This is a genomic window from Chryseobacterium sp. GP-SGM7 (genome assembly GCF_049166575.1).
Classification (GTDB): domain Bacteria; phylum Bacteroidota; class Bacteroidia; order Flavobacteriales; family Weeksellaceae; genus Chryseobacterium.
In genome coordinates this window covers 377798-390532 of record NZ_JBMHFF010000002.1, presented here as the reverse complement: position 1 = coordinate 390532, position 12735 = coordinate 377798, and the positions used below count along the sequence as shown (strand labels likewise).

Annotated in this window: 11 protein-coding genes; 2 read left to right on the top strand and 9 right to left on the bottom strand. The window is 34.0% G+C overall.

The features are described from left to right. Nucleotides 1–4 precede the first annotated feature (4 nt). Both ACOOWA_RS10555 and ACOOWA_RS10550 read left to right on the top strand, forming a co-directional pair. Complete coding sequence (locus ACOOWA_RS10555) at nt 5–553, top strand: YqgE/AlgH family protein (RefSeq protein WP_421375088.1); 549 nt, start codon at nt 5–7, stop codon at nt 551–553. A 104-nt stretch (nt 554–657) separates the two neighbouring features. Continuing rightward, nucleotides 658–1239 (top strand): N-acetylmuramoyl-L-alanine amidase family protein, encoded by a 582-nt coding sequence (locus ACOOWA_RS10550; RefSeq protein WP_421375087.1) that lies wholly within the window; start codon nt 658–660, stop codon nt 1237–1239. A 79-nt stretch (nt 1240–1318) separates the two neighbouring features. Here ACOOWA_RS10550 and ACOOWA_RS10545 read toward each other — a convergent pair whose 3' ends face one another. The 9 genes from ACOOWA_RS10545 to ACOOWA_RS10505 form a co-directional block, all read right to left on the bottom strand. After that, complete coding sequence (locus ACOOWA_RS10545; RefSeq protein ID WP_421375086.1) at nt 1319–2128, bottom strand: aminotransferase class IV; 810 nt, start codon at nt 2126–2128, stop codon at nt 1319–1321. A gap of 76 nt (nt 2129–2204) precedes the next feature. Beyond that, a complete protein-coding gene (locus ACOOWA_RS10540; protein ID WP_267265355.1) occupies nt 2205–2591 on the bottom strand; it encodes an START-like domain-containing protein in 387 nt (128 codons plus the stop codon). Nucleotides 2592–2780: 189 nt separating this feature from the next. Continuing rightward, nucleotides 2781–3956 carry an aspartate aminotransferase family protein gene (locus ACOOWA_RS10535; RefSeq protein ID WP_421375587.1) on the bottom strand — a complete coding sequence of 392 codons (1176 nt, stop codon included), beginning with the start codon at nt 3954–3956 and terminating at the stop codon, nt 2781–2783. A 683-nt stretch (nt 3957–4639) separates the two neighbouring features. Then, nucleotides 4640–6385, bottom strand: a complete 1746-nt coding sequence (locus tag ACOOWA_RS10530) for an OstA-like protein (protein ID WP_421375084.1) — start codon at nt 6383–6385, stop codon at nt 4640–4642. A gap of 3 nt (nt 6386–6388) precedes the next feature. Further along, nucleotides 6389–6862, bottom strand: coding sequence for a Fur family transcriptional regulator (locus ACOOWA_RS10525; RefSeq protein WP_034673237.1), 474 nt, complete (start codon nt 6860–6862; stop codon nt 6389–6391). A 74-nt stretch (nt 6863–6936) separates the two neighbouring features. Beyond that, nucleotides 6937–8925 (bottom strand): KUP/HAK/KT family potassium transporter, encoded by a 1989-nt coding sequence (locus ACOOWA_RS10520; RefSeq protein ID WP_421375083.1) that lies wholly within the window; start codon nt 8923–8925, stop codon nt 6937–6939. A gap of 124 nt (nt 8926–9049) precedes the next feature. After that, nucleotides 9050–10030 carry a pyruvate dehydrogenase complex E1 component subunit beta gene (locus tag ACOOWA_RS10515; protein ID WP_421375081.1) on the bottom strand — a complete coding sequence of 327 codons (981 nt, stop codon included), beginning with the start codon at nt 10028–10030 and terminating at the stop codon, nt 9050–9052. A 110-nt stretch (nt 10031–10140) separates the two neighbouring features. Next, nucleotides 10141–10560: a DUF2147 domain-containing protein gene (locus ACOOWA_RS10510; protein WP_421375079.1), complete on the bottom strand. Its 420-nt coding sequence runs from the start codon at nt 10558–10560 to the stop codon at nt 10141–10143. 147 nt (nt 10561–10707) lie between these two features. Continuing rightward, on the bottom strand, nt 10708–12636 hold the full coding sequence (locus tag ACOOWA_RS10505; RefSeq protein ID WP_421375078.1) for an LTA synthase family protein: 1929 nt from the start codon (nt 12634–12636) through the stop codon (nt 10708–10710). Nucleotides 12637–12735: the final 99 nt, after the last annotated feature.

Sequence of the window (12735 nt, the reverse complement as noted above, 5' to 3'; positions counted from 1 at the left end):
GAGTATGAATTACTCATACAAAGGTAAAATATTAATTTCCACACCTGATATTTCCGGCGATATTTTTTCACGTTCTGTAGTGCTGATTATCGACCATAACGAAAGTGGTGCGTTTGGCTTGATCCTGAATAAAAAAAACAGCAAGATGAGTAATCGTTTTAAAAATTTCTTCGATTTCGAAATTGAAGTTTATGATGGTGGTCCTGTAGAAAATGACAAAGTCTTTTTTATTGTTAAAGGAAAAAAAGTCACTGAAAATTATACTGCAATTAATGGTGATTATTATCTAACTGAAGATATAGAATTAATTATTAATGCAGTTTTGCAGAATGAAATCAGTATTCAGGATGTGAAAATATTTTCAGGATATTCAGGTTGGTCTGGTTTGCAGCTCGACAATGAAATCCAACAAAAAGTCTGGACGGTTGTAGATATCTATAATTTAGATTACACGCTTCCAAATGATCATACTTTATGGAAATCAATTATGCAAAATCTTGGTGGTGAATATCTTCTGTGGGCAAATGCTCCGGAGGACATTTCACTTAATTAATCATTACTTCACAAAGAAGCAATATAAATTTAACAAAATTTAAGTTTTTTTATATAATTTTTAAGATACTTTTTACGTTATTTGATAACCTAAAATAATGTAATATGAAAGCAATAAAACTACTGGCTTTATCTTTAGCTTCTACTGCAATTCTTTCCTTTACTCCCGTTAGCAAAAAGTTTATTGTAATCGATGCCGGTCATGGTGGAAATGATTTAGGAGCCAACAAAAATGACATCTTAGAAAAAGATATGGTTCTGAAAATCGCTCAACAAATCAAAAAAACAAGTGATAAAGCCGGAAAATATGAGATTATTCTGACAAGAAGCGACGACACATACGCCTCTCTTGCTGAAAGAACAGAGAAAATCAACAAATTGAATCCGGAAATGGTTATTTCGCTTCACGTCAACTCAACTCCTGAAGCAAACACTCCTAAAAGTGGTCACGAAATTTTCATTCAAAATACTGCTGAATCAAAAAATTTAGCTGAGAAATTATCGAAGAAACTTGGAGAATGTAATATCAGAGAACAAAATTTACAAATTCTTAAGAATTCAAAATCTCCTGCTGTATTGGTTGAATTAGGTTATATCAACAATACAAAAGAAAGGGAATATCTTAACAGTGATGACGGACAAAGAGAAATTGCCCAGAAATTTGCTGAATTTATCAACGAGAATTAAAAATAAAATACACCTTTCTGATATATCAGAATAAAACCCGGTAAAGGACTGAAATGTTGTTTACCGGGTTTGTCAATTTTTAGAAACTATTTTTCCAGCTTTCTACCAATTCGGTGAAACGGCTGTTTTCAAAAGTTTTATTTCTAATTTTCTTTACAGAGAAAACTCCCTTTTCGTCTGAAATTAGTAAAATTTCTTCTGCTTTTTGAGATTCGAAAGCGATAATTTCATGCTCCTGAACATCTGCAAGATTATTTTTATGCAGATAGGTCACAAAATTTTCCAATAAAGGCGAAATATAAGCTCCTTCCGACTGTTTCGGGATTTTAATCACATTACCTTCCAGGAATAAAAGATTCCCGGTTGTAGCACGAGCAATCCGTTTATTTGGGTTTAATAAAATCACATCATCCAGATCATTTTCCTGTGCGTAAATTCCGCCATAAATATTTTCGGGACAATGAACCCTGATGTTGCTTAAAAGATTATTATTAACGTTAATTTCTTTGATCACATCCAATTCCAAAGGTCTTTGATTAATTGAAAGAACATCGGCCGTTTCATCTAATTCAAAATAGTAAGAAACTGACGATTTAGACAAAGTAATGCCATCTGAATTTCTGAAAACCAGGAAATTGATGATTCCGTTTTGAATATGACTTCCTTCAATAACTTTCGAAGTGAAAAGATTTTGGAAAAACTCCAGAGTATAAGACAAAGGAATATTCAGTCTCATTTTTCTCATGGATGCCATTAAAAAGAAATAGCATTCTTCATCCATAATCAGCTTTGAATTTCTTATAAAAAATGAAACTTTCACCGCATCTCCTGAAAGAAAAGCGCGGTTTTTCAGTTCAATTTCTTCAGATGTAAAATATATATTTTCCATTATGAATATTTATAAAAAAATAATGAACGATAAATCGTTCATCAGTTTCGTTATTTAAAAACAATGCAGCCAGGAATTAAGCAGCACCCAATTTTATTCTAAGATTTTCGATAAGGTTTTCCCAATACATTGCGTTTTCCTCTTCATCACCTTCTTCACAGAAATCTGTAATATTTAAAGCTAAATCTTCTGTAATATCATCAATTGTAATGGTCATTTCAAAGAAATTTTTTGTCCCTTCATCTTCCTCCCATCTGTAACGTACGAAACCTTCAGGCTTATATCTGATTAAAGTTGCCTTTTCAGCAGGACCTCCACCCCAACTGAAAAAGAAATCATCGCCTTTCTCTAGTACATCATCCGCAAACCATTCAGACAATCCCTCAGCTGTTGCCAAATATTCATACAAAATCTCTGAAAGACAGTGCATTGGGAATTCGTAATGGACTTTATGTTTCGCCATATAACTTATTTTTAACGTGACGCAATATATAAATTAATTTTTTTATTACGCAAAATTATATCTATAATTTTATGATTTTTATCAGAAACATCTTTATTGTTTCAAATGGAAACTTTATCGAAAATTTTACGATAAAACTTCATTAAAAAACCTCTTAAGAAAAGAGGTTGAGTATTGGTCATTTTAAAACTATTCTTCATTTAAAACTTCAAGAATAATCTTGCAGCCTTCTGTAATTTCTTCTTTTGAAATCGTTAATGGCGGAGAAATTCTCAGGTATTCGTTTCTGTATAATTGCCAAAAAACAATCAGACCTTTTTCCATACACTTTTTAGCAACATTTAAGGTAAAATCCGGAGTTCCTAAATTAACAGCCAACATCAAGCCTTTACCGTTGATGTTTTTGATTTTAGGGTGAACCAAAAGTTCTCTGTATAATTTTTCTTTTTCATCCACTTCATTCATCAAACCGCTTTCCAAAACTTCTTTTAAAGTGGCATGAGAAGCTGCTGCAATTAAAGGATTTCCACCAAAAGTAGTGATGTGACCCAATTTTGGAGAATGCGCCAATGTATCCATAATTTTTTTTGAACTCATAAATGCTCCCACCGGAACACCACCGCCCATTCCTTTTCCCATCACGAGAATATCGGGAACAATACCGAAATGTTCAAAAGAAAACAATTTCCCGGTTCTTCCGAAACCAGGCTGAATTTCGTCGAGAATCAATAAAGCACCAACTTCTTCACATCTCTTTTTTAGCTTAATTAAATAATCCTCCTCCGGAACTAAAAATCCTGCCGCTCCCTGAATGGTTTCAAGAATAACGCAAGCTGTTTTTTCTGTGATTTTATCGAAATCATTTTCATTATTAAATTCAATAAAAGAAATCATTGGTAACAAAGGACGGAATTCCCTTTTATGACCTTCATGTCCGGAAACACTGAGTGCACCGTGTGTATTTCCATGATATGAGTTTTTAAAGGAAATAATTTCTTCTCTTCCTGTAAATCTTTTTGCCAGTTTTAAACTTCCGTCAATCGCTTCAGCTCCACTGTTGACGAGATAAGTAATTTCTAAAGGTTCGGGCGTTGCTTCAGCCAATAATCTGCAGAGTTCAACAGGTTTTTCCTGAGCATATTCTCCGTAAACCATGACGTGAAGGTATTTATCAGCCTGTTCTTTGATGGCATTGACAATCTTCGGATGCGAATGCCCCAAAGTATTTGCCGAAACTCCCGCCACAAAATCAAGATATTTTCTGCCGTCTTTCCCAAAAATATAGCTTCCTTCTGCTTTTTCCACTTCAAAACCTGCTGCAAACTGGGTAGTCTGCGCCTGATATTTAAAAAAATCGTTTTGCATTTCCATTGTCTGAAAAATTTTAGGCAAAGCTAAAGAAGATTTGGTAAATAGGAAATTATAAATATTATTTAATTTGAGAATATCAGGAAAAGCTAAGTTACGAGTTTTTAAAAGCAGGTGTGCATTTTGGAAAAGCAAGCTTGCTTTTTCTAAAAGCTCCCGTGGATTTGCGTAAATCGACGGGAGCTTTTGTTATAATCGTCGAAAGGATTTTAAAATAAGCATCAAAGCAAGCTAAAAACCCCACAGAAAGTTCTACGGGTTTTGTTAATTTTTATAAATTTCTATCAGATTTTCCATTGGCAATCCCATGATAGGATAAGCTCTTCCGTCTTTGTAAGAAACAATATACAATAATAGTTATACAACATTAACAATATGGCTTCAGTCAGACTTATAGAAAACGTAATAAACTATCTTTTGCTCAAAACATCTGATTATTTTCTTATTTAAATTTATCTATATGAATTTACCAAGTTGCATGCATCAATAAAAAAGACCAATAAAAACTGATCTTTTATCTATTATTTCTGGATATGCACAAATTGTAATAACTTATTTTTAACCCCATATTTGTCATTTCGAAAAAGTTTCAATATGCTAAAATAAAGCAGTTCAGATTCCTGCGGAATGACAAAATGACTGTTGGTTTTAGTTTTAAAAATAAAAAAGGATATTCAAAATTATTTTCTTACCCTTTTAGGTTTTTTAGCTTCTTCTTTGGCTTTTTCTTTATCTGCCGCTTCTTTTATCTTATTATACAGCGTATCGTTGGCTTCATATTTAATCTCTTCGTTATTTGGAGAATCGACGAGAATATCCTGCCATTTCCGTATTCGGTCTTTGGTATTCCAGTTGAAGTCTTCAAACTTTTTCTGGTCTGGAGCAATTTTACTCATCGGGTATGTTTTTGCTGCTGCTCCTACACTACAAGAAATAATCTGAAGAAATCTCCCTTCGAAAAGCGCACCGATAATTCCGCAGGTTGAAAGGGTAATCCCTATTCTTTCCTTGGTTTGTGTTTGTTTGTTATCTTCATCGGCGTAAGTTATGGCTTCAGCATTTCCGATTACTTTAATTTCTTTGATATCCTGCCCTTCATAATCAACAGTCATTAATTTGCCCTTCACCTGATGAAATTCGTCTACAAGATTTAGAGAATCTACTTTGGCAATGGCAAAACCGTTCCCGATTACCTTTAAAGAATCGATATATTCAGTTTCTGTATTAAAGTAAGCTTCAATTTTATCTCCGGTTACCTGTTTTTCTCCACTCCAGAGAATCGGATCTTTGTACATGTGCATAATTCCGTCGGTCTCATTGAAAGCGATAGAATCTGCTCTTCCCTGTGCATTAGATTTATAAATTCTGGCTTTTTTAAAAGCTCTCAGATAACTTTTCTTTTTGGTAATATCTGCAGTGTCAGGTTTTTGGTAGGTCAGAATCTTTTCTGAGGCAAAATAAATAGAATCTTTTTCAAGAATCTTTACTGCATACGGTGATTTGGTCATCATGGAAGAATCTTTCTTTTCGTAAATTTCTCCATAACCGCCTTTCACATATCTTTTTTCCAAAGGGTCATCAATGGTAACATTTCCTGTGGCTTTTCCGAAACCGGTAAGCTGGTTATAATAGATTTCATCACCGGTAAGAATCTTATCATTGTAATAAATCCTTGAGTTTTTCGTAAGAAAAGACTCTTTGGTATTCATATTATGCGTTCCTTTATCGGTAACGATTCTGTTTTTCGGATTTTTATTATTGGTAATTACTGTATACCCGTTAATGGTAACAATATTTGTATTTTGATTCTGAACCACATTATCGCCTTCCAAAGTATAGTCTTTATCAACTATTCTGACTCTGCCTGTTAAATCTATGGTACGTGTTGTAAGAAAATAAGTTGCACTTTTTGAGTAAGTGGTACTTTTTCCGTCATTAATCGTTCCACCTGTATTGTAGTAAGCCTGATTTGAAACCCTGTCGTAATACATGGTTTCAGTTTTAATGATCGTACCTTTCGGATCGGTAAGAACTACATTTTTACGGGCAACACCTTTTTGGGTGTTTCCGTCATACTCCATTTCATTGGATGTAATAACAGAACCATCACTATTTTGAAGCTTTACATTACCGATGGCTCTTATAAAATTTTCTTCTTCATATCTGATGACTTCATCTGCCGAAAGAATAGAACCCTGATGTTCGATCACCACTTTACCCTTCAGATACTGATTTCCATCATATTGAGCCGGATCCTTAATAATTTCATCAGCATGAATAATCTTTACCTTCTGCGTAGGTTTACTATTCTGTGGTTGATTTTTTACAGGATTCTGCAGATAAGGATCTCTTTGCGCAGGTTTTGGTGTAACCTGAGCCAAAGTGAAGGAGGAAATAAAAAAGATGAGAAAAAGAATCAGTCTCATTGATTAATCATTCTTAGTGCCATAAAAATACAGCGAATGAGAATCAATTTTCACCCCAAAAGCCCCCTCTATCGCTTCTTTAATCCCCTGAATTCTAGGATCGCAGAACTCGATAATTTCTTCAATTTCTTTATCAGAATCTTTCTTGTAAATCACCAAATGATCGTGCTGCTTATCAAAATAAGACTTTTCATACGAAGATGAAGTCAATGTTTTTTCGCCAAACTGATGTTTACGAATCAAACCTGCATCAAGGAAAATTTCGATGGTATTGTAGATGGTTGCTTTCGAAACATGGTATTTTTTCTGCATCATCAGAAGATAAAGATCGTCTACATTAAAGTGATGATCCATATTATAGATCTCTTCCAAGATGGTGTATCGTTCAGGTGTATTACGAAAACCTTTTTCAAGAAGGTAATTTCTTAAAACATCTTTGATTAAAGTTATATTCTTTTCTTTTTGTAAAGTATCCATTTAAAAATTTATCCTACAAATTTATTGATTTTTATTTAAATCAATATGATGTAACTTAGTCCGTAAAAATACTTTTAAGAATTATTTCTTACGAATTCTTTCTGTTGGATTTTACTGCTGGAAATCGTTTCTTCCGTTAGTGGTGCGGATTCTACGATAACATTGTGCGATGTAACACCCCATGATTTGAAATCATCACTTCCAATATATTTAACAAAATTGTAAATATTTAACGTAATTTTCTGTTTTACCGTCAAAAGAATATCGTTGATATAGGTGTTGTCTATGATTACATACTTTAAATCCGGCGGAATATTGTGCGCTCTTAAAGAAGGGTGACTGCTTCGTGCAGGAATTGTTCCTTCAGCCATCATATCTTTCAGAACCATATTGAAATAATCGTTAATTCTCCGGTCAACTTTAAATCCTAGAAGGAAATTAATTTTATAAATCGTTCCCGGAAGAATTTCGTCAACACTGTATTTAAAAGTATAAGGATCTTCCTGATTCACAATGCTCAAAATAAAGTAATGATCTGCTCTTTTAGGCTGTTTTTTAATAATCGAATAAATAATCTTAGATTCTATCTCATCATTACGCTTTGCACGGCTCAAATACGCGAGATTGGTACAATATTTCGGAATAGTTTCATCTAACTTCATGTCTTTGATAATATTAACGTATTTACCGATTTTCACATAGCTTGTAAAGTTAGACTTCAACAATCTTCCGTTATACCAAGCGTACATACAAACGGCGATAAATCCGCCAAGAACCATTGTTAACCAACCGCCATCCATAAATTTGATGACATTGGCATAGAAAAATCCTGATTCCAAAAATATATAAACTAGTGCAAAACCAATAATAAAAATCCTGTTGACTCTGCTTCTGCTTAACCAATAAATTAATAAAATAGTTGTCATCAGCATCGTAATGGTAATCGTTAAACCATACGCAGCTTCCATTTTACCCGATTCTTTAAAGAAAATAACAACGCCAAAACACAAAGCCATCAAACCCCAATTGATTCTGGGAATATACATCTGTCCTTTAATTCCTGAAGGATATTCGATATGTTGATTGGGCCAAAATGAAATTGACATCGCCTCTGAAAACATCGTAAATGAGCCTGTAATCACTGCCTGACTGGCAATAATTGCGGCTAAAGTTGCCAATATAACTCCCGGTAAAACTGCCCATTCCGGCATAATTCCGAAAAATGGATTAACACCTGTAAAAACTTGTTTATAATTCGTTAAAAGCCACGCTCCCTGACCTAAGTAATTCAGAATCAACATTAATTTAACGAAAATCCAGCTTACTCTGATATTTTTTGCCCCACAATGTCCCAGATCTGAATATAATGCTTCCGCACCCGTTGTACAAAGGAAAACAGCTCCCATAATAACAATTGCACTTGGTGAATGAGTAATCAGATTATAAGCATAAACAGGATTGAATGCTTTCAGAATCTCAAAATGATCTACGATATGCACAGAACCGAAAACTCCCAATGCCAAAAACCAGGTAACCATAATTGGCCCGAATAGCTTACCAATAGATGCCGTACCAAATTGCTGAACGACGAATACGACGAATAAAATAAAAATGGTGATCATTACCACCGGCGTTTCAGGATTATATATTTTAAGTCCTTCAATAGCCGACATTACAGTAAGAGAGGGCGTAATCACACTATCGGCAACCAAAGTAGATGCTCCAATAATTGCGACGACGTAGAGCCATTTCTTTTTGAGTTTTTTGACGAGTGAATATAGCGCTAGAATCCCGCCTTCGCCTTTGTTATCTGCTTTTAATGCAATAACAACATATTTTACAGTGGTCTGTAGCGTTAGTGTCCAGATGATACATGAAATTGCACCTTCAATATAAGTATCGAAAGGCATTGTAGAATCTTTGCTTGCATTCACAATCGCTTTCATTACATAGAGCGGGGAAGTACCAATATCGCCGAAAACAATTCCGAGTGAAACAAGAACTCCCACATATGAAAGTTTCTTAAGGTCTATATGATGACCTCCTTCTATAACTTCTGCCATTTCAGCTTATTATTTTTAAAAGCGCAAATTTATATTAAATTAATGATGCTGCGTCATATAAGTCATTCATTGTATAAATGAAAAAACTTCCTTTCGGAAGTTTTTTTCTATAATCGTATACTCATTATTTTACGTACATCGCATTTTTGATCTCTTCTTTCACTTTTTCAAGCTTTGGAAACCATTCTGCGAATAAAGCTGATGAATAAGGAGCCGGTGCATCCGGAGTCGTAATTCTCTTGATTGGTGCATCCAGATAATCAAATGCTTTTTGCTGCACCATATAAGTAATCTCTGAAGATACAGAACCAAACGGCCAGGCTTCTTCCAAAATTACAAGTCTGTTTGTTTTCTTTACTGAAGCTAAAACAGTGTCAAAATCTAAAGGACGAACTGTTCTTAAATCGATAACCTCAACAGAAATACCTTCTTTAGCCATATCTTCAGCTGCCTGAAGCGCTAATTTCATAATTTTTCCAAAAGAAACCAAAGTTACATCTGTACCTTCTCTTTTGATATCTGCTTTTCCTATTGGTAAGTAATATTCTTCTTCAGGAACTTCCATTTTATCACCATACATCTGCTCAGATTCCATGAAGATTACCGGATCATTATCCTGGATAGCTGTTTTTAATAATCCTTTTGCATCATAAGGATTTGAAGGAACCACCACTTTCAGACCAGGAATATTTGCATACCAGTTTTCGAAAGCCTGAGAGTGCGTCGCTCCCAACTGACCTGCAGAAGCTGTAGGACCACGGAAAACAATTGGGCAGTTCCACTGACCACCACTCATCTGACGGATTTTTGCTGCATTGTTGATGATTTGGTCAATCCCTACAAGCGCAAAGTTAAACGTCATATACTCTACAATCGGTCTGTTACCATTCATTGCAGCACCTACAGCAATACCTGTAAAACCAAGCTCTGCAATAGGTGTATCGATTACACGTTTAGCACCAAACTCGTCCAACATTCCTTTAGAAGCTTTGTAGGCACCGTTGTATTCTGCTACCTCTTCTCCCATTAGAAAAATGGATTCGTCTTTACGCATTTCCTCGCTCATTGCCTGTGCAATTACCTCACGAAAAGTATATTCTGCCATATTTATTTGAAAAATTTAGAGTACAAAAATAGTAATTATTTATTATTTACATCACAAAAAAGACAACTCATTGCTGAGTTGCCTTATATTTAATATTATTTTATAGTTCGTTAGTTTACTTTCTGCCAAACCTGAGTTCTTCCCAATATAGAAACTCCCATGTATCCTCTTACATTCAGTTTATCACCGCTTTTTGTAATTGTGCATTTGTAAGTTTTCCCGGTTTTAGGATCTGTGATTGTTCCGCCAGTAAATTCATCGCCGTCTTTTACCAAACCTCTGATGATCTCCATACCCAAAATTGGTTTACCTTTTCTGTCGTCTTTACACCCTGTACAATTCGGATCTGCCGGTTTAATCAATAACTGAGAAACTTTTCCGTAATATTTACCGTCTGCTTTTTTCCAGATTTCAACAATTGATTTTGCCTGTTTTGTTTCATCATCAATCGTTTTCCATTTTCCTTCAATTTGCGCAAACGACATTACACTGAATAATGAAAGTACAAATGTTGCTAATAATTTTTTCATATTAATAAAGTTTAATTTTTATTTATAGATTCTTACATTCTTAATTAGTTAAAAATATAAATAAATTTCAAACAGACAAACATTTTTATTATCCTTTGCATAGATAACAGAAGATTTGATCTGTTTTAAAATTAAACAATCTTCAGTTTAATTCAGTTTTCTATTAATCACTCGGCTCATATAATCCTGATACCAAGCTTTTGCAACCTGTTTTCCTTTTTCAGTTTCGGGAGTTTTTATCTTATCGTTTAGATTATTTTCAAAACCTAAATCATTTTTATCATAAATCCCGATGATATTTTTGCCATCGAATCTATAAATGTAATTCCCGTAAATAAACTGTTCTGAAGTTCCGTCTGAATTCACAATTAAAGGTTGATAAACTTTTTCACTCACCAAACTTCTACCCCAACTTCTTATTTTTTTATTATACCCAATTAAATCTGCCAAAGTCGGATAAATATCAATTTGCTGCGCCAATTCATTATTCACACCTTTTAAATTGTAAGCCGGATTTGGGGAATAAAAAATCAAAGGAACAGCAAAACGGTTCATCGCTTTCTCGTATTCAGAATAATAAACCTCATTGGTATGATCTCCCGTAAATACAAAAATCGTATTTTTAAACCAAGGTTGCTTTTTGGCGGTTTCAAAATATTCTTTGATCGCATAATCGGTATATTGCATCGGTTCATGCATTTCAATATTCCCTTTTTTAAATTTCCCGTTATATTTTGCCGGAATTTTAAACGGATGGTGTGAAGATGCGGTAAAAACTGTTGCCATAAAAGGCTTTGTTTTTCCTACATTTTTTGCAAAATACTGTAGAAATGGTTCGTCCCAAATTGCCCACATTCCATCAAAATCCTGATCATTATGATATTCGTCTTTTCCGTAATAATGCTTAAAACCCAGAATATTTCCAAAACCTAAAAATCCCATCGAACCATTTGGAGCACCGTGATAAAATGACGTATCGTAACCCAAATCATTGCAAACCGAAACAATCGACTGAATTTTCTGGTTGGAATAAGGTGAGCTCGTAAAAGCATCCGTCAAACTCGGAATTCCAGCTAAAATACTGCTCATTCCGTGAATTGATTGTCTTCCATTGGCAAAAGTGTTCGGAAAAATAAGACTTTGACCTGCCAAACTGTCGATAAAAGGCGTATAAGAAACGTAATCTTTAATGTTTTTGTCTCTGTTAAATGCTCCCGAATATTCTCTTCCGAAAGATTCAACAATAAAAATCACAATATTGGGTTTATCCGCAACCTGTCTGTCATACGTCTTATAAGTACTTATATTTTCATCAATAAATTTCTGATCTACAAAATAAACTTCCTTGAAATTATTTGTTCCCAATGTTCTGAAAAACGAAAAAGTAGAGTTTAAAACAAGATTTCCCTGAACCGGGGTTTTCACAAATTTATTCGCATCGACCAAATTGATAGGTCTTGTGCTGTGCTTAAAATCGCCTCTGATTCCACCCACAATTAATACTGCAGAAATACATAAAGTAACAATTGATAAAATAAAGTATGGAAAAAGCTTTACAGGCTTTCTTTCGGTAATTTTAAATCTTTTGTAAAGAAAAATCCACGCAGCCATTAAAATTACGAACCAAAAAATCACAAAAGGATGTTCTTTTGTAGAAGCCGTAAAGACTTTCATAATATTGCTTTCGTGTTTTGCGACCTGAAAAGCGGCTGAAGTCAATCTGGTCTGGGAAAATTTATAATAGATAAAATCCCCGAAATTCATGGCATAGGCAATTCCGTTGGTGATAAAATAGAGCCAAAAAAGAATTTTCTGATAAACTTTTTTAGTGTTGATAACAATCGGAATTAAGCTTAAAAAAATAAACAGAACATTCACATAAAGAATCGCAGTGAGATCAAATGCAATCCCGTGAAAAGCCAGACTCAGATAATCTGAAACGCTGTCTACTTTTATTAAATCTTTATTGAAAAACCAAAACAGAAGTCTTGCAATCTGATAAAACACAAAAGCCAAAAAAATCCTGTAGCACAAAATCAGGATTTCTTCTTTTCTGAATTCTTTGAAAAATTTCATTCGTATATACTTGTCTTTAATTGATGAAACGTTATTAATCAACACTTTACTTTAAGATTTTGATCAACAATAAATTCGCACCGCAAATTTACGCTAAAT

Excerpts from the sequence above, each read along its gene's own strand:
- ACOOWA_RS10555 (WP_421375088.1), top strand. The coding sequence starts at position 5 with ATGAATTACTCATACAAAGGTAAAATATTAATTTCCACACCTGATATT.
- ACOOWA_RS10550 (WP_421375087.1), top strand. The coding sequence starts at position 658 with ATGAAAGCAATAAAACTACTGGCTTTATCTTTAGCTTCTACTGCAATT.
- ACOOWA_RS10545 (WP_421375086.1), bottom strand. The coding sequence starts at position 2,128 with ATGGAAAATATATATTTTACATCTGAAGAAATTGAACTGAAAAACCGC.
- ACOOWA_RS10540 (WP_267265355.1), bottom strand. The coding sequence starts at position 2,591 with ATGGCGAAACATAAAGTCCATTACGAATTCCCAATGCACTGTCTTTCA.
- ACOOWA_RS10535 (WP_421375587.1), bottom strand. The coding sequence starts at position 3,956 with ATGCAAAACGATTTTTTTAAATATCAGGCGCAGACTACCCAGTTTGCA.
- ACOOWA_RS10530 (WP_421375084.1), bottom strand. The coding sequence starts at position 6,385 with ATGAGACTGATTCTTTTTCTCATCTTTTTTATTTCCTCCTTCACTTTG.
- ACOOWA_RS10525 (WP_034673237.1), bottom strand. The coding sequence starts at position 6,862 with ATGGATACTTTACAAAAAGAAAAGAATATAACTTTAATCAAAGATGTT.
- ACOOWA_RS10520 (WP_421375083.1), bottom strand. The coding sequence starts at position 8,925 with ATGGCAGAAGTTATAGAAGGAGGTCATCATATAGACCTTAAGAAACTT.
- ACOOWA_RS10515 (WP_421375081.1), bottom strand. The coding sequence starts at position 10,030 with ATGGCAGAATATACTTTTCGTGAGGTAATTGCACAGGCAATGAGCGAG.
- ACOOWA_RS10510 (WP_421375079.1), bottom strand. The coding sequence starts at position 10,560 with ATGAAAAAATTATTAGCAACATTTGTACTTTCATTATTCAGTGTAATG.
- ACOOWA_RS10505 (WP_421375078.1), bottom strand. The coding sequence starts at position 12,636 with ATGAAATTTTTCAAAGAATTCAGAAAAGAAGAAATCCTGATTTTGTGC.